The 21871-nt window shown below is 49.9% G+C and carries 20 protein-coding genes and 1 pseudogene; 15 read left to right on the forward strand and 6 right to left on the reverse strand.

The window, feature by feature from the left end; genetic code table 11:
• Positions 1 to 95: 95 nt before the first annotated feature.
• The 7 genes and pseudogenes from ilvD (at position 96) to AC9UFE_RS04030 (ending at position 7977) form a co-directional block, all read left to right on the forward strand.
• Positions 96 to 1787, forward strand: a complete 1692-nt coding sequence (gene ilvD / locus AC9UFE_RS04000) for a dihydroxy-acid dehydratase (protein WP_509545864.1) — start codon at positions 96 to 98, stop codon at positions 1785 to 1787.
• Positions 1788 to 1871: 84 nt separating this feature from the next.
• Positions 1872 to 3620, forward strand: coding sequence for an acetolactate synthase large subunit (locus AC9UFE_RS04005; RefSeq protein ID WP_509545866.1), 1749 nt, complete (start codon positions 1872 to 1874; stop codon positions 3618 to 3620).
• Positions 3621 to 3622: 2 nt separating this feature from the next.
• Positions 3623 to 4129: an acetolactate synthase small subunit gene (ilvN, locus tag AC9UFE_RS04010; RefSeq protein ID WP_509523375.1), complete on the forward strand. Its 507-nt coding sequence runs from the start codon at positions 3623 to 3625 to the stop codon at positions 4127 to 4129.
• Between the two features lie 17 nt (positions 4130 to 4146).
• Positions 4147 to 5202: pseudogene (gene ilvC / locus AC9UFE_RS04015) on the forward strand (ketol-acid reductoisomerase); the annotation flags it as partial.
• Between the two features lie 80 nt (positions 5203 to 5282).
• Positions 5283 to 5660 carry a TM2 domain-containing protein gene (locus AC9UFE_RS04020; RefSeq protein WP_509545868.1) on the forward strand — a complete coding sequence of 126 codons (378 nt, stop codon included), beginning with the start codon at positions 5283 to 5285 and terminating at the stop codon, positions 5658 to 5660.
• Between the two features lie 40 nt (positions 5661 to 5700).
• Positions 5701 to 5994, forward strand: a complete 294-nt coding sequence (locus tag AC9UFE_RS04025; protein WP_509545870.1) for a DUF2752 domain-containing protein — start codon at positions 5701 to 5703, stop codon at positions 5992 to 5994.
• A gap of 129 nt (positions 5995 to 6123) precedes the next feature.
• On the forward strand, positions 6124 to 7977 hold the full coding sequence (locus tag AC9UFE_RS04030; protein WP_509545872.1) for an acetoacetate--CoA ligase: 1854 nt from the start codon (positions 6124 to 6126) through the stop codon (positions 7975 to 7977).
• Positions 7978 to 7979: 2 nt separating this feature from the next.
• Here the strand turns inward: AC9UFE_RS04030 and AC9UFE_RS04035 are convergent, their stop codons facing one another.
• Positions 7980 to 8978: a LacI family DNA-binding transcriptional regulator gene (locus AC9UFE_RS04035; RefSeq protein WP_509545874.1), complete on the reverse strand. Its 999-nt coding sequence runs from the start codon at positions 8976 to 8978 to the stop codon at positions 7980 to 7982.
• 5 nt (positions 8979 to 8983) lie between these two features.
• Positions 8984 to 9976, reverse strand: a complete 993-nt coding sequence (locus AC9UFE_RS04040) for a Gfo/Idh/MocA family protein (RefSeq protein WP_509545876.1) — start codon at positions 9974 to 9976, stop codon at positions 8984 to 8986.
• Between the two features lie 88 nt (positions 9977 to 10064).
• Here AC9UFE_RS04040 and AC9UFE_RS04045 point away from each other — a divergent pair, with 88 nt between their 5' ends.
• Genes AC9UFE_RS04045 through iolD form a run of 6 tightly spaced genes read left to right on the forward strand, consistent with a single transcriptional unit; the run spans position 10065 to position 16727 of the window.
• Positions 10065 to 10967, forward strand: a complete 903-nt coding sequence (locus AC9UFE_RS04045; protein WP_509545878.1) for a TIM barrel protein — start codon at positions 10065 to 10067, stop codon at positions 10965 to 10967.
• Positions 10968 to 10975: 8 nt separating this feature from the next.
• Complete coding sequence (gene iolC / locus AC9UFE_RS04050) at positions 10976 to 11908, forward strand: 5-dehydro-2-deoxygluconokinase (protein ID WP_509545880.1); 933 nt, start codon at positions 10976 to 10978, stop codon at positions 11906 to 11908.
• Positions 11905 to 12810 carry a Cgl0159 family (beta/alpha)8-fold protein gene (locus tag AC9UFE_RS04055; protein ID WP_509545882.1) on the forward strand — a complete coding sequence of 302 codons (906 nt, stop codon included), beginning with the start codon at positions 11905 to 11907 and terminating at the stop codon, positions 12808 to 12810. Before iolC ends, AC9UFE_RS04055 begins: the two co-directional genes overlap by 4 nt.
• Entirely contained in the window at positions 12810 to 13697 is an 888-nt protein-coding gene (iolB, locus tag AC9UFE_RS04060) for a 5-deoxy-glucuronate isomerase (protein ID WP_509545884.1), read from the forward strand. The genes AC9UFE_RS04055 and iolB overlap by 1 nt, the downstream gene beginning before the upstream one ends.
• 3 nt (positions 13698 to 13700) lie before the next feature.
• Positions 13701 to 14876, forward strand: a complete 1176-nt coding sequence (locus tag AC9UFE_RS04065) for a Gfo/Idh/MocA family protein (protein WP_509545886.1) — start codon at positions 13701 to 13703, stop codon at positions 14874 to 14876.
• Positions 14877 to 16727 (forward strand): 3D-(3,5/4)-trihydroxycyclohexane-1,2-dione acylhydrolase (decyclizing), encoded by a 1851-nt coding sequence (iolD, locus tag AC9UFE_RS04070; protein ID WP_509545888.1) that lies wholly within the window; start codon positions 14877 to 14879, stop codon positions 16725 to 16727.
• 161 nt (positions 16728 to 16888) lie between these two features.
• Here iolD and AC9UFE_RS04075 read toward each other — a convergent pair whose 3' ends face one another.
• Positions 16889 to 17227 carry a hypothetical protein gene (locus AC9UFE_RS04075; protein WP_509545890.1) on the reverse strand — a complete coding sequence of 113 codons (339 nt, stop codon included), beginning with the start codon at positions 17225 to 17227 and terminating at the stop codon, positions 16889 to 16891.
• Positions 17228 to 17543: 316 nt separating this feature from the next.
• On the opposite strand from AC9UFE_RS04075, the gene AC9UFE_RS04080 reads away from it, so the two are divergent.
• Complete coding sequence (locus AC9UFE_RS04080; RefSeq protein WP_509545892.1) at positions 17544 to 17789, forward strand: hypothetical protein; 246 nt, start codon at positions 17544 to 17546, stop codon at positions 17787 to 17789.
• Positions 17790 to 17916: 127 nt separating this feature from the next.
• Here AC9UFE_RS04080 and AC9UFE_RS04085 read toward each other — a convergent pair whose 3' ends face one another.
• Together AC9UFE_RS04085 and AC9UFE_RS04090 are read right to left on the reverse strand one after the other, a co-directional pair.
• Complete coding sequence (locus AC9UFE_RS04085; protein WP_509545894.1) at positions 17917 to 18819, reverse strand: ion transporter; 903 nt, start codon at positions 18817 to 18819, stop codon at positions 17917 to 17919.
• A 296-nt stretch (positions 18820 to 19115) separates the two neighbouring features.
• Entirely contained in the window at positions 19116 to 19826 is a 711-nt protein-coding gene (locus tag AC9UFE_RS04090; protein ID WP_509545896.1) for a hypothetical protein, read from the reverse strand.
• Positions 19827 to 20188: 362 nt separating this feature from the next.
• Between AC9UFE_RS04090 and AC9UFE_RS04095 the strand changes: the two genes are divergently transcribed.
• Positions 20189 to 20308 (forward strand): DUF8730 family Cys-rich protein, encoded by a 120-nt coding sequence (locus AC9UFE_RS04095; RefSeq protein WP_509523397.1) that lies wholly within the window; start codon positions 20189 to 20191, stop codon positions 20306 to 20308.
• Between the two features lie 31 nt (positions 20309 to 20339).
• Here AC9UFE_RS04095 and AC9UFE_RS04100 read toward each other — a convergent pair whose 3' ends face one another.
• Positions 20340 to 21740 (reverse strand): cytochrome P450, encoded by a 1401-nt coding sequence (locus tag AC9UFE_RS04100; RefSeq protein ID WP_509545898.1) that lies wholly within the window; start codon positions 21738 to 21740, stop codon positions 20340 to 20342.
• Positions 21741 to 21871: the final 131 nt, after the last annotated feature.

Consider the following 21871-nt stretch of genomic DNA (forward strand, 5'->3'; position numbering starts at 1 on the left):
AAGAAGTCATCCCTTCTATTATTGGGCCAATTGAGCGCCTGTCTGGACAAAACTGCCCCTCGTTAGGCGCTGTATAGATAGGTACACTTAACCGCATGGCAAACATCATGAAACCCCGCAGCCACGCTGTTACTGACGGTATTGAGAAGGCTCCAGCCCGCGGAATGCTTCGCGCCATTGGCATGGGTGATGATGACTGGGATAAGCCCCAAATCGGTATTGGCTCTAGCTGGAACGAGCTAACCCCCTGCAATCTTTCTCTTGATCGCCTAGCAAAAGCTGCCAAAGTTGGCGTTGAGCGAGCCCAAGGCTTTGGAATGCAGTTTGGAACCATCTCAATGTCTGATGGAATCTCCATGGGCCACGAGGGTATGCACTTTTCCCTAGTTTCTAGAGAAGTTATCGCCGACTCCGTTGAGGTAGTTATGCAGGCTGAAGCCCTAGATGGCTCGGTATTGCTAGCTGGTTGCGATAAGTCACTTCCTGGCATGTTGATGGCAGCTGCCAGATTAGACCTTGCTTCTGTGTTTCTATATGCCGGATCCATTGCTCCTGGTTGGGTCAAGCTAACTGACGGCACTGAAAAGCAAGTGACCATCATTGACGCCTTCGAGGCAGTTGGTGCCTGCAAGAGCGGCAAGATGAGCCAAGAGGATCTAACCCGAATTGAAAAGGCAGTTTGCCCGGGCGAGGGTGCTTGTGGCGGTATGTATACCGCTAACACCATGGCATCAATTGCTGAAGCAATCGGTATGAGCCTTCCTGGATCCGCCGCTCCGCCATCAGCTGACCGCAGAAGAGACACTTGGGCTGAGCGAAGCGGTGAAGCAGTAGTAAATCTAATTGCCAAAGGAATTACCGCAAGACAGATCATGACCAAGAAGGCATTTGAAAATGCCATTTCGGTTCTGATGGCTTTTGGTGGTTCCACCAACGCTATCTTGCACCTACTTGCCATCGCTAGAGAAGCAGAAGTTGATCTAACTTTGGATGATTTCAACGCCATCGCGGATCGTGTGCCACACCTTGGAGACCTAAAACCTTTTGGTCAGTATGTAATGAACGATGTCGACAAGGTCGGTGGAGTTCCTGTTTTAATGAAAGCCCTCTTGGATGCTGGACTACTACACGGAGATGTTTTGACCGTAACCGGCAAGACCATGGCCGAGAACCTAGAAGGCATTAACCCACCAGATCCAGATGGCAAGATCATCCGCGCGATGAACAACCCAATTCACAAAACCGGAGGCATCTCGATCCTGAAAGGCTCGATGGCTCCAGAGGGAGCGGTAGTCAAGACCGCAGGCTTTGACCTCGCGGAATTCACCGGACCAGCCAAGGTTTTTGAGCGCGAGGCTGCGGCTATGGAGGCTCTAACCGAAGGCAAGATTGTCTCGGGCGACGTGGTGGTCATTCGCTACGAGGGACCTAAGGGTGGACCTGGAATGCGCGAGATGCTTGCTCTAACGGGCGCAATTAAGGGTGCCGGCCTGGGTAAAGATGTTCTACTATTGACAGACGGACGATTCTCAGGCGGCACAACCGGCCTTTGTATCGGACATATTGCTCCAGAGGCGGCCGATGGTGGCCCAATTGCTCTGGTTCGCGATGGAGACTTGATTCGAGTCGACATCGCAGCTCGCTCGCTGGAACTACTCGTTGATGCGCAAGAGCTGGATAAGCGCCGCAAGAACTGGGCGCCTCTTCCGCCACGCTATACCAAAGGGGTTCTCGCGAAATACCTCAAGTTAGTGCACTCTTCATCGGAAGGTGCCTACTGCGGATAATCGCGGTTCACAACTACTTCTATATGGGATCAGTTAGCTCAATTAGACCAGCGACAACGAGACTAGCAATAAGGATGTGTTCAAATGTCAACTGAGGTTCTTTCAGGAGCCCAAGCAATCGTGCGCTCGCTAGAGCTACTTGGCATAGACACAATTTTTGGTCTTCCAGGTGGAGCAATTTTGCCTACCTATGACCCACTTATGGACTCCACCAAGATTCGTCACATTCTTGTCCGACACGAACAAGGTGCCGGTCACGCCGCCGAAGGCTACGCCTCCGCTTCAGGAAAGCTTGGCGTTTGTATTGCAACTTCCGGCCCTGGAGCTACCAACTTAGTAACCGCAATCGCTGATGCTTACATGGACTCCGTTCCACTTCTTGCAATTACCGGTCAGGTCGCATCGACTCACATTGGAACCGATGCTTTCCAAGAGGCAGACATTGTTGGAATAACAATGCCAATAACCAAACACAGCTACCTAGTTACCAAAGCAGAAGATATCCCAGGCGTGATTGCAGCTGCTGTGCAGATTGCAACTACCGGTAGACCTGGACCAGTTCTAGTTGACGTAGCCAAAGATGCACAAAACCAGAAGTTTGATTTTTCTTGGCCACCAAAGATTGACCTACCGGGGTACAACCCAGTAACCAAGGCGCGCGGAAAGCAAGTTGCCGCGGCGGCTGATTTGATTCTTTCTTCCAAAAAGCCAGTTCTTTACATCGGTGGCGGAAGCATTAGATCTGGCGCTAGCCCAGAGCTTCTAAAGATTGCTGCTTTGACTGGTGCACCAGCAGTAACAACCCTGATGGCCAGGGGAGCATTGCCTGATTCTCACCCGCAAAACCTTGGTATGCCAGGTATGCACGGAACTGTTCCTGCCGTTACCGCACTGCAGAAATCAGACCTTCTTATTACCCTCGGTGCCAGATTTGATGACCGCGTTACTGGAGACGTGAAGAGTTTTGCAAGAGAAGCCAAGGTTATTCACATCGACATTGACCCAGCCGAAATCGGCAAGATCCGCTTCGCTGATGTGCCGATTGTGGGCGATCTGAAAGAAGTACTGATCGAGCTAAACGCTGAGCTAGAGCAAAGAAACAAGAAGCCAGACCTAGCCGAGTGGTGGAAATTCATCGAGGGTCTAAGAACTCGTTACCCGCTTGGATACACCGAGCCAGAAGATGGCATGTTGTCACCGCAGTATGTAATTCAGCGCATCGGTGACATTTCTGGTCCAGAAGCGGTCTTTGCAGCAGGAGTAGGACAGCACCAGATGTGGTCTGCTCAGTTCATCAAATATGAAAGACCAAACAGCTGGCTAAATTCCGGCGGAGCCGGAACCATGGGTTACTCGGTTCCCGCAGCTATGGGTGCCAAGGTTGCTCAACCAGAAAGACTTGTTTGGGCAATCGATGGCGATGGCTGTTTCCAGATGACCAACCAGGAACTTGCTACCTGCACCATCAACAAGATTCCAATCAAGGTTGCCGTTATCAATAACTCTTCTCTTGGAATGGTGCGGCAGTGGCAGTCGCTTTTCTACAACAGCCGCTACTCCAACACAGATTTGCACACCGGTTCAGACTCACTGATGATTCCAGATTTTGTGAAGCTAGCGGATGCCTACGGATGCCTTGGCATCCGAGTTGAGAAAAAAGAAGACGTTGACGCCGCCATCAAGCTAGCCATCGAAACCAATGACCGTCCGGTTGTTATCGACTTCGTAGTTGGTAAAGATGCAATGGTTTGGCCGATGGTTCCGGCAGGACTATCAAACGACGAAGTTCAGTTTGCTAAAGACGCAGCTCCAGTTTGGGACGGTGATGAGTAAAGATGTCTAGACATGTACTTTCCCTGCTGGTTGAAGACAAGCCAGGTCTACTTACCCGCGTAGCGGGTTTGTTTGCAAGAAGAGGCTTCAATATTGAATCCCTTGCGGTAGGAACCAGCGAAGTAGAGGGTCTTTCCAGAATCACCGTGGTCGTCCAGGTAGAGGGCCACGCCCTGGAGCAGGTCACCAAGCAGCTGAATAAGCTCATAAACGTAATCAAGGTTGTTGAGCTCGAGCCAGACCTAGCCGTTCAGCGTGATCACATTCTGGTCAAGGTAAAAACCGATGCCAGTAACCGCTCTCAGGTACTTGAGGCAGCTGATTTGTTCCGTGCGAGAGTCATCGATGTGGTTTCAGACACTTTGATTATTGAAATCACCGGTGATTCCTCCAAGTGCCAGGCCTTTATCAAGGTCCTAGAGCCATTTGGAGTAAAAGAGCTTGTTCAGTCGGGCATCTTGGCTATGGGCCGAGGCTCCAAGGCAATTAGCGACAAGGTTTCCAAGTAGCACAAAGGCTTCAACTTTCTAAACACCAAATAAAAGGAGAAACACAAATGGCAGAGATCTTTTACGACAAGGATGCCGATCTAGCAATCATCCAGGGACGCAAAGTTGCCGTTATTGGCTTTGGTTCGCAAGGTCACGCTCACTCACTGAACCTAAAAGACTCAGGCGTTGACGTGGTAGTTGGTTTACAAGCGGGCTCTAAGTCCAAAGCTAAGGCCGAAGAGCAGGGTCTCAAGGTTCTTACTCCTGCCGAAGCTTCCAAGTGGGCAGATGTAATCGTGGTGCTAGCGCCGGACCCACGTCAGCGCGATCTATACACCGAGTCAATCGAGCCAAACCTAGAGCCAGGAAACGCAATTGTTTTCGGTCACGGCTTTGCTATTCGCTTTGGATACATCAAGCCACCAGCTGGCATCGATGTATTCCTAGTTGCACCAAAGGGACCTGGTCACATCGTTCGTCGCGAATACGTTGATGGCCGAGGTGTACCAAACCTAGTTGCAGTTGAGCAGGACGCCACCGGCAAGGCGATGGAGCTAGCGCTTAGCTACTCGAAGGCAATTGGTGGTACCCGTGCTGGAACAATCAAAACCACCTTTGCCGAAGAAGCAGAGACAGACTTGTTCGGTGAGCAGGCAGTACTTTGTGGTGGAGCATCCCAGTTGGTTCAGTACGGTTTTGAGACTTTGACTGAAGCTGGTTACCAGCCAGAGGTTGCTTACTTCGAGGTCCTTCACGAACTAAAGCTAATTGTTGATCTGATGTATGAAGGTGGAATCGCTAAGCAAAGATGGTCTGTTTCAGACACCGCTGAGTACGGCGATTACATCTCAGGCCCAAGGGTTATTGGCCCAGAGGTGAAGGTTCGTATGAAAGAAGTCCTTACCGACATCCAGGATGGAACTTTTGCTAAGAGATTCGTAGCTGACCAGGACGCTGGAGGCCCAGAGTTCCTAGCGCTACGCGCAAAGGGCGAAGCTCACCCAATCGAAGAGGTAGGAAGGAAGCTAAGAAAGCTATTTTCTTGGCTGAAAAACTCTGACGACTACGAAGAGGGTAAGGCTGCGAGGTAGCCCAAAGAGCTTCCAATGCCCTCACCAACCGGTAGGGTTATCTTGTAAAAATTACACTCACCAATAAGGGGAAAGTACAAATGGCAAAATCAAGTTCAGCAAAATGGGAAATAATGATCCCGGGCATCCCGGACCCACAGGTTGACACTGCAACACTTCAGGGCTGGGCTCGTGCAGGAAGACTGAAGCCCAACACTCTAGTTAAGGAACTCTCAACTGGAGCCACATTTCCGGCGAACCAAATTCCAGGCGTTTTCTCTGACAAGAGCTGGACAACCACACTCATCCTTTCATTCCTTGTAGGAGTTTTTGGAATTGACAGGTTCTACACCGGTCACGTTGGCTTGGGAATTGGAAAACTTCTAACAGCAGGTGGCTGTGGACTTTGGGCACTTATCGATCTAATTCTGATTGCAACTCGAAAGGTTACAGATTCGGACGGCAACCCACTCTCCTAAATTTGAGAGAAGATTAAAACTTTCTGCACAGTTTGCCTTAGTGCCAGCTGTTGCAATTGTTTTTGATTGGAACTGCCCTTTTTATTTCGTAACTGGTCATGTTTGCCCAGGCTGCGGAATGACAAGGGCAGTTCTGTCATTAACAAGATTTGATTTTGAGACTGCCTGGAACTTTAGTCAGTTACTTTTTCTGGCACCGCTAATTTTTTTGCCGATTATCATTAATTTCTTCAGACCCACCAGGGGACTGAAAGCACTGTCAATAGCTCTCGCGATAATCACTGTCGTTGTCTACGGTGTGTATCGGGTCCTGTACCCACCTTCCTGGAGCTAGGCTCTAACGCAAACGATTGCAGGCTTGCTAGCATTTCACACCCAGGAGCCCCAAATATCCTCCAACAATTTCTCACAGTTTTTTAGCCAAAGATTCGGCAAACATTCGGACTACGCTGAACCTGTGTTGATGCAAACCCTGATCGCCAAAGCTGGCTGCGATGATTTTCGCGAGCTACACAGCTGGTCGGTAGCAAACCCAGGCAAATTCTGGCGTCAGGCCTGGCTGGATCTCGGCATAGTTGGCGACAGCGGGGCCATCGACTTCTCAGGGTCTGGCTTTTCAGAAAGCAGGTGGTTTCCAGAAGCCAAGCTGAATGTTGTTAACACCCTTTTGGCAGGAGATCAAAGCAAAGAGGTTTTGGTTGCTTACTCAGAAGCAGGCCCTAGGGTGGCTTTCACCCGCGGGGAACTAAAACAGGAAGTTGCTGCTTGTGCTGCTGCGTTGAAAGCAGCTGGCGTAAATCAAAACGACCGCGTAGCTGCGTGGATGACCAACTCGGTCGAGAGTGTCATTTTCGCTCTAGGAGCCTTATCAGTAGGCGCTGTTGTCAGCACTGCCTCCACAGACTTTGGCCCCGCTGCACTGGTTGATCGCTTTGGTCAGATCGAGCCTGTGTTGCTGCTTTCTGCTTCTACCTATTCCTATGGTGGCAAGCAACACTCTCTGCTTGACAAGCTAGAACAGGTAGCAAAAGAACTTCCTACGGTGAAGACCCTGATTGTTGTCGGTGCAGAGGGCCCCGGCCAAAGTTTCGATTCATGGCTGGCTCCGCATCGCGGAGCTGAGTTTGCACCGGAACTATTTGGTTTTGATCAGCCAGGATTCATTTTGTTCTCTAGCGGGACAACTGGGAAGCCTAAGTGCATTATTCACTCGGCGGCAGGGGTATTGCTAAAGGTCCTGAGTGAACAGGGCTATCACATGGACATTAGAGAATCTGATCGAGTGCTTTATTCAACTACTTGTGGCTGGATGATGTGGAACTGGTTGGTTTTTGGTTTAGGCCGAGGTGCAACAATTGTTCTTGTCGACGGTAGCCCAGGACATCCAGACATTGAGCGGCTTTGGCAAATCACCAACGATGAGAAGCTGAGCTTTCTTGGAGTGTCAGCTGCCCTAATTGATGTTTGGCGTCAACAGAAATTAGAGCCAAAGAAAAAGTACGAACTTGACTCGCTTCGAACCATTGCATCAACCGGTTCACCGCTGGCGGCTTCGGGTTTTGATTGGGTTGAAGAATCCGTTGGAAGTCAAGTCTCGGTTGTCTCAATTGCTGGTGGAACTGATCTTTGTGGCTGTCTAGTGCTTGGTGTACCAACCGAGAAAGTCCCACGGGGTGAAATCCAGGGTCCAGCTCTCGGTTTGGATGTAGTGGTAGTTCGGGCGGATGGCTCGGAGGCCGATCCACTAGAAGATGGTGAACTTGTCTGCCGAACACCTTTTCCAACTGTTCCCCTTGGTTTCTGGGGAGACGATAACCGCAGCAAAATCCAAGCAGCTTACTTTGATCGCTTCGAAGGCATCTGGGCTCATGGCGATCACGCCAGAAGAACTCCTTCTGGCGGCTTTGAGATCCTTGGCAGGTTAGATGCCACCTTGAATTCCAAGGGAGTTCGAATCGGAACGGCTGAGATTTACCGCGTTGTGCTGACAATTACTGGAATCACCGGCGCCCTAGCTGTGGCTCAGCCGGAAGGAAACGACACCCGAATTGTGCTTTTTGTGGTTTGCGAGGGGGAGCTAACAGAAAATCTGTCTCAGGAAATCCGCACTACCCTGCGCAATCAGGCAAGCCCTCGCCATGTTCCAGATGTGATTGCTAAGGCCCCTGATCTTCCAAGAACCAGAAACGGCAAGCTCAACGAGCTAGCGGTAGCAGACATTGTTTCAGGCAAGCCTGAAAGAGATAGCTCTACGCTTGCGAACCCAGAAAGCCTTGAGTTCTTTAGAGCTTGGACCACTAAGAACCCAGCTAATTAAGGCTAGATAGCTCGGGTAGTTCCTCGAACCACAAGCTTCGAAGAAACTCTTACCTGCTGCGATTCTAATTTGGGTTTTTCGATTCGTTCCATAATTCTCTTAGCTGCAAGTTTTCCAAGATCGGCAAGTGGCTGAGCTACCGAAGTCAAATTCACACTTCGCAATCCTCCAAGTCGAATACCGTCATAACCAACTACTGAAATATCTTCTGGAACCTGAAGACCTGATTCCTCAATTGCGGCAATGGCACCAACCGCGGCAAAGTCATTGGCAACTACGAGCGCGGTTGGCTTAAGATCAAGAGCTTTATTTGCGGCTGCGTATCCGGCGGTATCGGTTAGGCCTCCTGCAACAACCTGCGTGTGCTGTTCGAGTCCGTGACGCTTCATGGCTTGTGTGTAACCAGTAGTTCTCAAAATAGAAACTGGGTTATCGCCACCACTTAGACAAACAATCTTGGAATGCCCAAGCTCAACCAGGTGATCAACAGCTAGCTGAGCTCCAGCGACGTCGTCGTTACAGACAGTGTCCATTTGAGATACGGCAATATCTTCTCGGGTAACGGTAACTGTAGGCACCTCCGCTGCTATCTCCTTTAGATCCTCGGCGCTTAGGCGGTGAGAGATAAGAATCAGCCCTTCGATCTGGAACTGCAGCAGGGTGTCGATTTCGGTTTTCTCAAGAAGTGGATCATCACCACCTGTAACGAGCATCAAGCTATAGCCATACTCGCGAAGCTCGGACTGGACCCCATCCCAAATCTCTGCCGAGACTGGGTTGTGTAGGTCAAGTATCAAGACCCCGAGGGTCTTACTTCTCCTTGCGGCCAGGCTCCTGGCCGCAGCATTTGGGCGATAGCCCAGCTCTTTGGCGGCTTTTAGGATCTTCTTTTTGCTGGAATCGCTTACCTTGGGGGAGCCAGATAGCGCCAGGGAAACTAAGGATTTAGACATGCCGGATTTGGCGGCAACGTCCATGATGGTGGGTCTAGAGCTAGACATAGTTGCTAGCTAATGTCCTTGACCATCACTGCACTGCCAGTAGCAATTGATTGCTCGCAGGCAATGGCAATTCTAAGACTCTCTAGAGCGGAATCTGGTGGGCATGGGTTTTCAATTTCACCTAGAGCAAAAGACACAAAGCTACCGGTTTCATTTCTAAAGGCATCTCTAAATCGATCAACAAAGCCGCCGTAGGGATTGATGTTTAGCTCCAGCTGACCTTCAAGATCATGTAGTGGGGTTCTGGTGTTTAGTCCGGCAGAGAGTGCATCTTTAGAACCAAAAATTTCCATCCGAACATCGTGGCCGAGTGCTCCATGCCTAGTTCCGGTAATGACGACTTGAACACCGTTTACGGTTTTGATGTTTATTGCAGTGACATCCGCATCATCAAATTCCTTGTAGTCCATCTGATAGCGAACTTCCTTTGTGGCGTAAACGCTTTCCACTTCGCTACCTGTGATCCAGCGCACTAGATCGAAATCATGCACGTGCATGTCGCGGAAGATTCCACCACTTCCGGCCATGAACTCTTTCTCGCTTGGAGTCTTGTCATGGGCTGTCATGTTTAGGGCGTAGATGATTCCTACTTCACCACCAGCTACCTTTTGCTGCATCGCTTTGATTGGCTCATCGAATCTACGCTGGAAACCAATTTGCAACGAAGAGCCATTTTTCTCAACTAGTTCGATTGCTTCTAAGGTTCCAGCAATTGTTGGAGCAATTGGCTTTTCGCACAAGATCGCCAAGGTCTTAGGTGCAACCATTTCTAATACTTCTTGGTGGGCGCTGGTTCCAACGGCGACCACAACCGCATCAACTTCGGCGGTTTCAATCTCGGACCAGGGCAGCACACTCGCCCCAAAGCTTGAAGCAAGAGATCTGGCTTTGGCCTCGTTGCGGTTTGCAATCAGTACCTCGGTCACCCGCTTGTCGGCAACCAGGTCTTCTACCCGGATAGCGCCCATGCGCCCTGCGCCAATAACTAGAACCTTCATCTCTGACCGCCTTCTAACTGGGACTTGAATTGCTAAACTGCCACTAGTCTGTCATAATTTTTGGAACGCTCCAACGAAAGGAACCAAATTGTCCGACTTTCTTTCCCGTGTGGCTTCGGCCCCCATTTCTTGGGGTATTTGTGAGGTTCCAGGCTGGGGAGCCATGCTCCCTACTGATCGAGTTTTAGGTGAGATGAGAAGCCTTGGTCTTACCGCAACTGAACTTGGAGCACCTGGCTTTTTGCCCGATGACCCAGAGGGCGTTTACGACAAGCTAGATAGCTTTGGGCTTAGTTTGCTTGGCGGCTTCACTCCTGTTGTGCTGCACGACAAGTCAGCACGACAGGCAACTATCGAAAGTGCTACCGCTACTGCCAAAGTGTTCCAGCGCGCAGGAGCCACCAAGTTTGTTTCGGCAGTAGTGCAGGATATGGACTGGTCCAACCCGAGAGAACTTTCAGATTCTGAAAAAACTCACATGACCGAGATGTTTAAAGTTATCGACGACATCTGCGCAGAGCACGGCCTAGACCAAGTTCTTCATCCGCACGTGCAGACTCTGGTTGAAACCAGAGACGATATGCACCGCGTGCTAGATTCTTGCGATGTTCGCTGGTGTCTTGACACCGGTCACATGGCTATCGGTGGCCAAGACCCTGTTGAATTTGCCAAGGATGCTTTTGATCGTGTCGGCCACGTTCACCTCAAAGACGTCAACCTATCGATGGTTCCAAAAGTTATGAGCCGTGAGATTTCATTGATGAATGCAACTCAAGCAGGACTATTTACTTCACTTGGCCAAGGTGATGTTGACATCAAGGGTGTCATCCAAGGGCTTGAGGGTCAGGGCTACCAGGGTTGGTATGTCATCGAGCAAGACACTGCAATTACTGCTGGCATGCCAGCAGAAGGTGAGGGTCCAGTTGAGGATGTTAAGACTTCTCTTGATTACCTAACTGAAGTTGTTGCGCCAACTTTGGCTAAGAACTAAGTATCCAAATGGATGTTCTGAGCGTAGGTCGGGTGAGTGTTGATCTCTACGCTCAGGAAGCAAACATCGGTTTCGATGGCCAGCAAACCTTTCAAAAATCTATCGGTGGTTCACCAACCAATGTGGCTGTTGCCGCAGCAAGGCTTGGGCTCGCTTCCGCCCTCGCCACCAAGGTTGGCGAGGATGGCTTTGGTGAGTATGTCCGAAACAAGCTAACTGGCTTTGGTGTAGCCACCGATTATGTCTTTACCCAGGCTGGAGCCCAGACCCCACTGGCCTTTGCGGCCCTGACTCCACCGGAAACCCCAACAATCGCCTTCTACCGAAACCAAGCCCCAGACACCACGCTGCAGTCCATTGATATTCCAGAAAGTGCCATAAAAGAAGTAAAGATCCTCTGGATCAGCCAAAGCGCCCTAGCGGTTGGTGAAACTGCAGAGGCAGCAATTTCTTGGATGCAGCTAAGAGAGTCTTCCCAACACACCATTGTTGATTTGGACTACCGGGCATCTCTTTGGGTGAACAAGGGTGCAGCCAGAGCAAAAGCTCAAGAGTCTATGAAGCTTGCAACAATCGTGGTTGGCAATTTGCAGGAATGTGAAGTTGCTCTTGGGAGCCAAGATGAAAATGAAGCGGCCGATGCGCTACTAGGACTAGGCGTAAAACTGGCGGTCATCAAATTAGGCGCCGCTGGAGTGTTACTTGCAACCCCAACAGAGCGAGTTCGAATTGCACCTACCCCAGTAGAGGTAGTCTGCGGCCTTGGCGCAGGCGACGCATTTGGGGGAGCTCTTTGCTACGGAATTCTGCAGGGCTGGGATTTAGAACAAATGGGACGCTTTGCTAATGCAGCCGGAGCACTGGTTTCGACCAGGTTGACTTGTGCAGATGCGATGCCAACACTTAGCGAGCTAGATTTGATTCTGGAGGGTGCCTCATGAGTCTAGATAGAACCAAATACCAAGCACTGCTTGATGCCAGAGTTTTTGAACCTGCGAGCATAACTAACGCGCTAACTAGCCGCACTCGCAGAGCAAAGAAAACTACCGATGGCAACCTACTGATTTTGGCAGCCGATCACACGGCACGCGGAAAGATTTCTTTGGGTCTTGATCCAATTGCGATGTCCGACAGATACACACTTTTGGATCGCCTAACCAGGTGCCTAGCGCTTCCTGAGGTTGATGGAGTTCTAGCCAGTGCAGATATCTTGGAGGAGCTTGCTTTTCTTGGAGCGCTAGAAAACAAGCTAGCTATTGGCACCATGAACCGCGGTGGCATCATTGGGGCTAAGTGGGAACTAGACGACAGGCTCACTTCTTATGACGCCGATCACATCGAGTCCATGGGACTCGATGGTGGTAAGACCCTAATTCGGATCGACTACCACGACCCATCGGTAGCTAGAACTATCGAAACCGTGGCAGCGCTAACCACCCAGCTAGCTGATAGAAAGCTCATGGCCATGATTGAGCCGCTGCCTTACAAAAAGAACGCCGAAGGCATGGCCATTTTGGATGAGTCGGACGAGGCTCTAATAAAGGTAGTAGCGATAGCCTCTGGTCTTGGTTCTAGCTCGGCTTACTCTTGGCTAAAAGTTCCAGCTAGCCCAAGCATGTCAGAGGTAGCGGGCGCAACCTCGTTGCCGGTTTTGATGCTTGGCGGCGAACCAGAAGCTAACTCCGATGAGCTATTCAACCGCTGGGTGGCTGGAATGAAAGAGCCAAATGTTCGAGGACTGGTTGCCGGAAGAAGTTTGCTTTATCCACTGAATGGAGATTCCGAGGGTGCTGTAAGACGTGCAGGGCAAATAGTAAGACAAAATCCAACTGGAGGAAACTAATGAGCTGGCACTATCCAAATGGATCTCTTGCTACTGCAACTACCGATGTCTCTTTATCCCCAGAACAAGCCGGTTGGCAATACAGCGGCATGCAGATTGCAAATCTGGCTAATGGCAACACTTTTGAACTTGAGCTAACCGGCGAGGAGGCGGTGATCCTTCCGCTTTCTGCAAAAGATGTGACAGTGACCTTAGACGGCCAAGAATTTCAACTGGCAGGACGTGCCGGAGTATTTGATCAGGTGTCTGACTGGATCTATGCACCGGTTGGCTCAAAGATCACCCTAAGAGCCGCTTCGGGTGAGGTTGCGATTTGTACTGCAAGAGCAACTGAAGTGTTTCCTATAGTTCACACCGCAGCTAAAGATGTTCAAGTTGAGGTAAGAGGATCTGGCTTTGCTTCGAGGCAGGTAACCAACATCGCAACCCCAGATTCATTCAAGGGAGCTCACAAGATCAACATCTGTGAAGTTATTACTCCAGGCGGTAACGTATCTTCTTGGCCACCGCACCGCCACGATGGCATCGAAGGCTGCGCCACCAACAATGAAGAGATCTACTACTTCCGCATTGGTAAAATTGACTCGGTCCACGGAAGCTCGGAAGGCTTAGGCCTGCTCCACGTATACACAGTGTCCGGCTCAGTAGATGAAACCGTTTCAATCAAAGATGGCGATCTATACATAGTTCCCGAGGGATATCACGGTCCAACTAGCGCAACCCCTGAGTACCCAATGTATTTCTTGAATGTGCTGGCAGGTCCTGCCGAAACCCGCACCATGGCTTTTTGCGATGACCCAGATAAGCACTGGATTCGCGAGAACTGGAACACCCAAACCCAAGACCCAAGACTTCCTTGGAGCTCCGCAACACCTAGAAAGAGATAAATCATGAACCAACGTATTGGTATTGCCGTCCTAGGCCTTGGCTGGATGGGTGAATCACACTCCAGATCCATGCTTCGCATCCCATCACTGTTCCCAAAGCGCTCTTTCGACCCGAAGCTTGTGGTGTGTGCGGATACTGAAGCCTCTAGAAGAGACCGCGCAGTAAACGACTTTGGCTTTGAGCGAGCAGTTGAGAACTGGCAAGACGCCGTCAACTCTCCAGATGTTGACGCTGTTTGGGTCACAGCTCCGAACATGCTTCACGTTCCAATGATTGAGGCAGCAACTGCCGCCGGCAAAGCAGTCTTTAGCGAAAAGCCAATCGGCGGTAAGCCAGAACAAACTGTAACTGCGTATCACGCAGCAAAAAAAGCAGGAGTTGCTTCTGGTGTTGGTTATAACTACCTCTGGGCGCCTCTAGTACTGCACGCCAAGAACCTAATTGCCTCTGGTGACCTAGGTGAGATCACTCACTACCGTGGCCGCTTCTTCTCGATGTATGGAAGTGACGAGATGGGGCTACTTACCTGGAGATTCCTCATGGACCAGGCCGGCTACGGTGTCACAAGCGATATCCTTAGCCACTCGGTTTCCATGGCACAGTTCTTGGTTGGAGACATCGCCGAGGTAATCGGTATGGAAAACACCACAATTAAGAAGCGTCCCCTACCATCAGGAACCACCGGTCACTATGGCCGCGGTAAGCCAGAAGACCCAAAGGGAGACGTCGAAAACGAAGACTTCGCTTCGATGCTCTGCCGGTTCAAAAACGGGGCAACCGGAACCTTTGAGGTAAGCCGAACTGTTGTTGGTCCTGAAAGCCAGAACGCTTTTGAAATTTACGGAACCAAAGGATCTATTTCTTGGAACCTAGAGAAGCTAAACGAGATGCAGTACTACAAGCTAACCGACGACCTAAGTTCTGGATACACAACTATATATGGAGGCGATCGTTTCCCATTCCACGCCAACTTCGTACCAGGCCAGGCCAATTCCATCGGCCTGGAGGACTTTGTTGCCATAGAGGACTACTCCTTCTTGGAAGCTATGGCAACGGGTAAGTCCTTTAGCCCAAGCTTTAAAGAAGCAGTGGATGTAGTGAGTGTTCAGCAGGCCTTGATCGATTCTTGGTCCTCAAGAACATGGGAGAGCGTCAAAGACCTAGGGGAGGCAAAGTAAATGGCAATCAAGACAATAAGAATTACTACCGCCGAAGCCATCGTTAGATACCTAATTGCCCAGCGCATCATGGTCGATGGTAAAAACGTGCCACTGTTTCCTGGAGTCATGGGAATCTTCGGTCACGGCAACGTGACCAGCCTGGGCCACGCCCTAGAGATGCACCGCGATGAACTGCCAACATATCGAGGCCAAAACGAGCAAGGCATGGGCCTTGCTGCAGCAGCTTTTGCTAAAGCAAGCCGCCGCCAGCAGATTCTTGTTGCTACCTCTTCTGTTGGACCAGGAGCCACCAACATGGTGACAGCAGCAGGGGTTGCGATGGCTAACCGACTTCCTGTTTTGTTTATCTCTGGAGATACTTTTACCTCTCGCCTTCCAGATCCAGTGCTGCAGCAAGTTGAGCACTTTGGAATGCCGAGCGTAACTGTAAATGATTCATTCAAACCAGTGACCCGTTTTTGGGACAGAATTACTCACCCAGCACAGATTCTTTCATCTCTGCCACAGGCAGTTTCCACGTTGCTGGACCCAGCTGACTGTGGACCAGCATTTATTGGACTGCCTCAGGATGTAACCGCAGAAGCATATGACTACCCGGTTGCATTCTTCGAAACCAAAATTCACGAAATCGCAAGACCAAGACCTGATCTTGGTCAGCTCCAGGCAGCAGTCAAGCTAATTCGCTCGGCAAAGAAACCCGTCATTATTGCCGGTGGCGGAGTGCACTACTCCAGAGCCGAAAAAGAACTTGCTGGTTTTGCTGAGAAGTTTGGCATTCCAGTTGTTGAAACTGTTGCTGGTAAGTCTTCGCTTGTAGCATCACACCCTTTGTATTCAGGACCACTTGGAGTTACCGGTGCCGAAGCTGCCAACAAAGTAGTTAGCGGTGCAGATGTAGTTCTAGCGGTAGGGACCAGATTGGAAGACTTTACTACTGGATCTTGGACACTATTCGATCCTGAAACCAAGTTTGTTGGCATCAACGCTGCACGCTTTGATGCCATCAAACATCAGTCACTTCCACTTGTTGGCGATGCCAGAGAGAGCCTGACCGAGCTAACATCAGAACTAGCTGGCTGGAGCGCAGAGGAATCTTGGACCAAGAAATCTCGCGAACTAAGGGGAGACCTGCAGGCCTTTGTCGACGGCAGAACTGCCGACGACGGTGTTTGGCCGCCTAGCTACGCTCAGCTTGTTGGACTAGTTCACGAGTCGGCTACTGCCGAGGATTACATCTTGACTGCAGCCGGAGGACTACCAGGGGAGCTAAACATCAACTGGATGAGCAAGGGTGTTGCCACCTTTGACTGCGAGTATGGCTTTTCCTGCATGGGCTACGAGATCTCTGGCGCCTGGGGAGCAGCTATGGCAAGGCCCAATAACGAGGTCTACGCGATGGTTGGAGACGGCTCATATTTGATGATGAACTCAGACATCTATGCCTCTTTGCTTTCTGGACACAAGATGATCCTTGTGGTCTGCGACAACGAAGGCTACGCAGTTATTGAAAGATTACAAGTTGGCCAAGGTGGAGCGTCTTATAACAACATGCTCAAAGACTCTGTTGGAACAGGTTCTGACATCCGCGTGAACTTCAAAGCTCACGCTGAATCCATGGGAGCAGTAACTTTCGAGATAAACACACTAAGTGAGTTCTCCGAAGCGCTAGTCAAGGCAAGAGCTGCCGATAGAACAGCAGTTATTGTCACCAAGGTAAGAGCTGCCGACTTCACAGAAGGCGGAGCCTTCTGGCAGGTTGGAGTTCCTGAGGTTTCCGAAAGATCACAGGTTACTGCAGCTAGAGCAAAAATGGACATGGGCCTAAAGGATCAAAGACCCGGGGTTTAGCTAAAAACCACCGTTTTTGTTATTCGCGCAAAATCGGCTTCCCTGAGAACCCGCTTTATCAGAATGTCACTAACAACTTTTAAAAAATAAATTCTGTATTTTACGAAGACTGCAAGAGATCATCTTCTAGCTAGCAAAGATTAGAGAAGACCGAATGCACGTTATTTGAGTTCGGTCTGGCAGTAACGGCACTTAGTAGCCGCTGCCTTGATCGTTTCAGCGCAAGAGGGGCACACCTTCTCGTCCGACTCGAATATCACGGCTTCACCGTAGGCGGTAAGTGCCTTCCAGGAAGTCATGGAAACGCCGCGCTCGTACCTCACATTGATCACGCCATTTCCGCCACGCCTTGCGACCTCTTCTTGCAACTTATAGTTGACATCTTCAAGAGTCGGTGTTTTTGATAATGCCGTAGCAGCCCCAACTCGGGCCTTAACCTGGCCTAGGCTCTCGTAATTCTTTCCAGGATCCAAAGTGTGGATCTCAATTCCTATACTCAATTTCTATTCCCCCAATTGTTTTGTGGCCTAATACTAGCCATTGCTACCTAGCTGATGCAATCAACCTTATCGACCGCTTCGTCAAGGCATAGGAGCTGAAAGAGAAGCAAGATCGAGACCTTAAGAGACATGTGTGTCTAGGAACAGAGTCCACTGGCGCTGCCTACCTGGAGCGGGACCACAGGGACCCGGCTGAGACAGTCTCCTTACGACCTTCACCTGGGAAAATGCCATCCGGGTGGCTCCTTGACAAGGCTTCGTTTTGTAGTAACTTTGTGTCAATTGACAGCAACACCAATTACCTTGAGGGGAAAAAATGACAAACGCAAATCAGTCAAACGCAAATCAGTCCAACACATTTTCAATATTGGCCATAGTCCTGGGGGCAATTTCTTTGCTTATCTTCCCAATACTTCTTGGTCCTGCAGCAATCATTCTTGGCGTGGTAGCCCTCGTCAAAAAAGAGCGTCTTGCCCCAATCGGCCTAACGATAGGTATTTTGGGAACGGTTCTCGGCATGGCCCTCGGAGCTATTATCGCAGCGGCAATGCTTGGCCTGTAATAAGGTTTTTCCTTCGAAAGCCACTCTCTCCGTAAATGGGGAGAGTGGCTTTCGTCTATTTCGCTGAAAACAAGTAAGGACCTGCGGTCAAGTAAACAAACGACGCTTTGGGGTAGAACCCAAACCCCTAATCGGGTTTGGGTTCTCTCATTTGCTTGAGCTTTGCAAGTTCTCCCTTGAGAAAATCAAGCTCAGTTTGAGAGGTCTTGCCATCGGCAATTACTCTCTCAAGCGATGAGACGATCTTGGATAACTGGGTGTGCTCTTTGTTTGCAGACTTATCTTCTTGTCTTGCTTCATCCATAGCATTCAACACGATTCCAATAAGTACGTTCAACACGGTAAACACAATTAGGAATACATAAGACAGAAAAAATGGCAGAGCTAGAGGGCTGATCAAAAGCCCCTCTTCTAGGTATAGAGGAAAGTTTTCTAGAGTCAACAGGATAAATAGGCTCTTCATGCTGGCACCGATATCCCCCCAGGCGATAGGCGCTTCTTGTCCGAATAGGTACACCCCAGCCATTCCATATAAGTAGAGCAACAAGGTGATCAGAACGCTCATGCTAAGAAGCGGCGGGATACTCTTCAAGATAGAAGTCGAGAGGATCCTAACTTCGGGCAAGAAGCGGAAGATTCTAAGTAAACGAAAGAGCCTGAGAAGCCTTAGAACTGCTGACTGACCTTGGAAGAATGGCGCAAGCCCAATAACCAGGAAGTCGAAAATGTTCCAACCTCTTGTGAAGAACATCCAGGGTTTGGTTCCATACGAGGCCAGCCTGAGGCCCAACTCAACGACATAGATCCAAAAGGCAATCGCATCTATTTGTATTGCAGCTTGCTCGGCCTCGCTACTGAGCCCCGGTAGGGTCAAAATGCCCAGGGCTATGGCGTTTGTAAGAATAACGGCAGCAATAAAGAATTCAAACCATCTGCTGTAAACCAATCGAGCCATCCATTTTATCCGGTAGGTCGGCAGGTATTCCACGCCCCCGTAAGCATTAACGATCGTCTGTTCGATTTTTTTCATAACTCCCCCGGGTCCCCAATTACCTAAGCTCGGTAACAGCCAAAGCAAGATTTTTATCAGGCTAGTGGCTGTCACTCATATATATCAACCCTATATAATGCGTCGATACTTAAACTCACCAGGTGGCTGAGAACTCCACTCTTCGTATCGGCCGAACCCTGGTTAGCGCCCTACTTCTTCTGATAGACGCCTTGTTCGGTCTCTTGCGCCAGCTAAGGAGGCTCTTCGATTATGTTTTCAAGAAATCTGCAGGGATGGGGTAGGCGTCTAGTTACTTTGCTAATCAGTAACGGAATCTAGTCAGAAACTAGAATCTTCATCGGCCATGAACACCCGTAAGAGTCAAGCATGTCCTCTGCAACAGAATCTGCAGGCGTAATGTATGACTCTCCTGGAATCGAAACATCCATGTCAAACGTAGCAATACCCTGATTTACGAAAACTCCGTAGACAGAAAAGAACCCATTCACGGCCACAGGAGACGTAACGGTCCAATTTGACTCGCTGAGCGCAGATCCGTCGGGATTGTCGCAGTAATACGCCAGAGCCACAACCATTCCTTCCTTCACGCTAAAGGCACTGGGAAAGTAATACTCATCCTCGTCAGTGGTTGTTGAAAGTTCAAAATCAGCACCATATGCGCACAAATTCCAGACAACATAGTAGACATCATCCCAAGTGGGGAAGTCACCAGTCTGAATCTCAGTCCACAATTCAGAGAAATCACTGGACTCAAAAGTTGTAGTTCCTCCAGATGTGACGGCTAGCCACTCTTGTTCCAAAAAGACGTCGTACTTGACTGAGCTAATTTCAGCTTGGTACGCCTGACAGTCCTCTAGAAGAGTTGCACTTGAGGAAGAGGAACCAGAGGAGCCTGAAGAACCAGAGGAGCCTGAAGAACCAGAGGACCCTGAATCAGTTGACTTCTGAGAGTATTGTAAAGGCTGCGTACAACCAGTAGCCATAGCTATGACTAGTAGCACACCCAACAGAGACTTGATTTTCATATTTCCCCCTAATACTCATACTCTAGCGTCAGCTCACCTTGAAAAAGGAAAGCTGACTTCATCGATATAGCCCCATCCGATACCAGACACGCTTGTACGCTTATGTCATGGGGAATGAAAAAATACTGGTTGCATTGCGACAGTTTGTAACTGAAAGAAATTGGCAGCAGTTCCACACCGCTGGGAACCTTGCTAAGAGTATTTCCATTGAAGCTGCTGAGCTACTTGAGCCAGGCCACTCTTGGAGCAGCACCAGGGATGTGAGGTCGTGGTCTTTGATGGAGACCTTGACTCACTTGCCTCTTATACCCCCCAGGGTATAAGCTAGAGCTAGGTAAATATTCAACTTCTAGGAGGCGCTTATGTGTTCACCAGCTCTTTGCTCTAGCTGCAACAAGATCACCTGGTCTGGTTGTGGACAGCACATCGAAGAAGCTCTAGCTGGATACCCAGCAGAGCAGCTTTGCACCTGCAACAAATAGTTCTTTTTAGTGTTTTTGTTTGTTGTTGGCTTTAGCCAACAACAATGGATGGAACCCCGCCTTTGGGTCTAAAGGTTGCTCTTGGTTCTGCAATGGGGAGCTTGGCATCTATTGGCTTTGGTCTTTTGGTTCTTGCCATCTCGAGCAAGATGATGTGCGCTTCGAGAAGCGCGAACTGATCTCCTAAGCACTTTCTGGTTCCGGCTAGGAAGGGAAAGTAAGCACCTCTTGGGAGGTTATCTTCTAGATCGTCTTTCCAGCGTTCTGGTTGGAACTTCGCTGGGTTTGGGAAGAACTTGTTGTTTCTGTGGCTGGCGTATTGGCTAACCAGAACGTGTGCTCCTTTGGGAACTTTAACTCCTGCGACCTCAACATCTTCGATGGCACGTCTCGGGGAGACCCATACCGGTGGGGCAAGTCTTAGGGCTTCTTGGAAGATGGCTTTGGCGGTTGGGGCTGAAAGGATCTGTCGTATTTCTGGAGGTGAGTTATCTGGAAGGTATTGCTCAGCTTCTTGCTTTAGTTTCTCCCAGAGATCATCGCGGTCTCGAAGGTAGGAAAGGGCCCAGGTCATTACGTTGGCTGTTGTTTCGTGGCCAGAAAGAATAAGGGTTAGGGTTTCATCCCTTACATCGTCGTGGCTAAGGGCTTGGTTTTCATCGTCTCGGGCGTCAAGTAATAGGCCCAGTAAATCTGTGCCGTGGGTACCACTTGCTACCCGCTCCGAGATGATGTCTTCAGCCACATCAGCTAGATACTCGGCTGATTCCTTGAACTTTTTGAAGTAGGGAAGTGGGCTCTCATCGAACCGGTCGAGACCTGGCAGCATTGTTCGCTCGATGCGGTCGATGGCAACACCCATGTGGTGTTGCACGCCTTCGGCGTACTTATCTATATCGGTTGAAAACAGCAATCGTGCCACGATCTGGAAGGTAAGTCTCATCATTTCTTCGTTGGCTGAGACTTGTTGGCCCAGTTGCCAGTTGGCGATGTGATCTTTGGTAATAGATCTCATGTTTAGCGCATAGTCATTTAGTTGCCCGTGGTGAAAGGGCGGTTGCATCATTCGGCGGTGCCGAAGATGCACCGGCTCTTCGTTTGTTAGTAAGCCTTTGCCTAGGACCTTATGCATGCGCTCAAAGCCCACTCCTTTGACGAAGGAGTGCTGCTTTTTTACAAGGACGTCGGTTACTCCTTCGGGGCCAAAGAAGGCAATGAACAGCTCGCCTCCAAGAAAGAAGGAGGCGGTGTCTCCGTACTTGTTTTGAAGATCTAGTAAGAACTTAGGGGTGTCGCTTAGAAACCTGAGGGTTAATAGTCCTCCAAGGGAGTTTGGACCTTTAGGGAGATTGGTTAGACCTTTTTTAGATCTGATGGCTTTGGGTTTAGCGGGGTATTCGACTGGGCGCTCTGCGGTATATGGTCTTGCCATCTGGGCCTCCCTTAGCGTTGAGTGTAATGGGTTTTTGCAGAATCAAATAGGCTCCATTCCCCGCAACTGGCTAGAATTGAGGGACTCAGCTTCGATGTCGCAGCTTTCCCTCTAATTGCCCAAGGATTTGC

The organism is Rhodoluna sp., assembly GCF_044239955.1.
Taxonomy (GTDB): Bacteria; Actinomycetota; Actinomycetes; order Actinomycetales; family Microbacteriaceae; genus Rhodoluna.

Coding starts and splice junctions, on each gene's coding strand:
- ilvD (WP_509545864.1), top strand. CDS start 96: ATGGCAAACATCATGAAACCCCGCAGCCACGCTGTTACTGACGGTATT.
- AC9UFE_RS04005 (WP_509545866.1), top strand. CDS start 1,872: ATGTCAACTGAGGTTCTTTCAGGAGCCCAAGCAATCGTGCGCTCGCTA.
- ilvN (WP_509523375.1), top strand. CDS start 3,623: ATGTCTAGACATGTACTTTCCCTGCTGGTTGAAGACAAGCCAGGTCTA.
- AC9UFE_RS04020 (WP_509545868.1), top strand. CDS start 5,283: ATGGCAAAATCAAGTTCAGCAAAATGGGAAATAATGATCCCGGGCATC.
- AC9UFE_RS04030 (WP_509545872.1), top strand. CDS start 6,124: ATGCAAACCCTGATCGCCAAAGCTGGCTGCGATGATTTTCGCGAGCTA.
- AC9UFE_RS04035 (WP_509545874.1), bottom strand. CDS start 8,978: ATGTCTAGCTCTAGACCCACCATCATGGACGTTGCCGCCAAATCCGGC.
- AC9UFE_RS04040 (WP_509545876.1), bottom strand. CDS start 9,976: ATGAAGGTTCTAGTTATTGGCGCAGGGCGCATGGGCGCTATCCGGGTA.
- iolC (WP_509545880.1), top strand. CDS start 10,976: ATGGATGTTCTGAGCGTAGGTCGGGTGAGTGTTGATCTCTACGCTCAG.
- AC9UFE_RS04055 (WP_509545882.1), top strand. CDS start 11,905: ATGAGTCTAGATAGAACCAAATACCAAGCACTGCTTGATGCCAGAGTT.
- iolB (WP_509545884.1), top strand. CDS start 12,810: ATGAGCTGGCACTATCCAAATGGATCTCTTGCTACTGCAACTACCGAT.
- AC9UFE_RS04065 (WP_509545886.1), top strand. CDS start 13,701: ATGAACCAACGTATTGGTATTGCCGTCCTAGGCCTTGGCTGGATGGGT.
- iolD (WP_509545888.1), top strand. CDS start 14,877: ATGGCAATCAAGACAATAAGAATTACTACCGCCGAAGCCATCGTTAGA.
- AC9UFE_RS04080 (WP_509545892.1), top strand. CDS start 17,544: ATGACAAACGCAAATCAGTCAAACGCAAATCAGTCCAACACATTTTCA.
- AC9UFE_RS04085 (WP_509545894.1), bottom strand. CDS start 18,819: ATGAAAAAAATCGAACAGACGATCGTTAATGCTTACGGGGGCGTGGAA.
- AC9UFE_RS04090 (WP_509545896.1), bottom strand. CDS start 19,826: ATGAAAATCAAGTCTCTGTTGGGTGTGCTACTAGTCATAGCTATGGCT.
- AC9UFE_RS04095 (WP_509523397.1), top strand. CDS start 20,189: ATGTGTTCACCAGCTCTTTGCTCTAGCTGCAACAAGATCACCTGGTCT.
- AC9UFE_RS04100 (WP_509545898.1), bottom strand. CDS start 21,740: ATGGCAAGACCATATACCGCAGAGCGCCCAGTCGAATACCCCGCTAAA.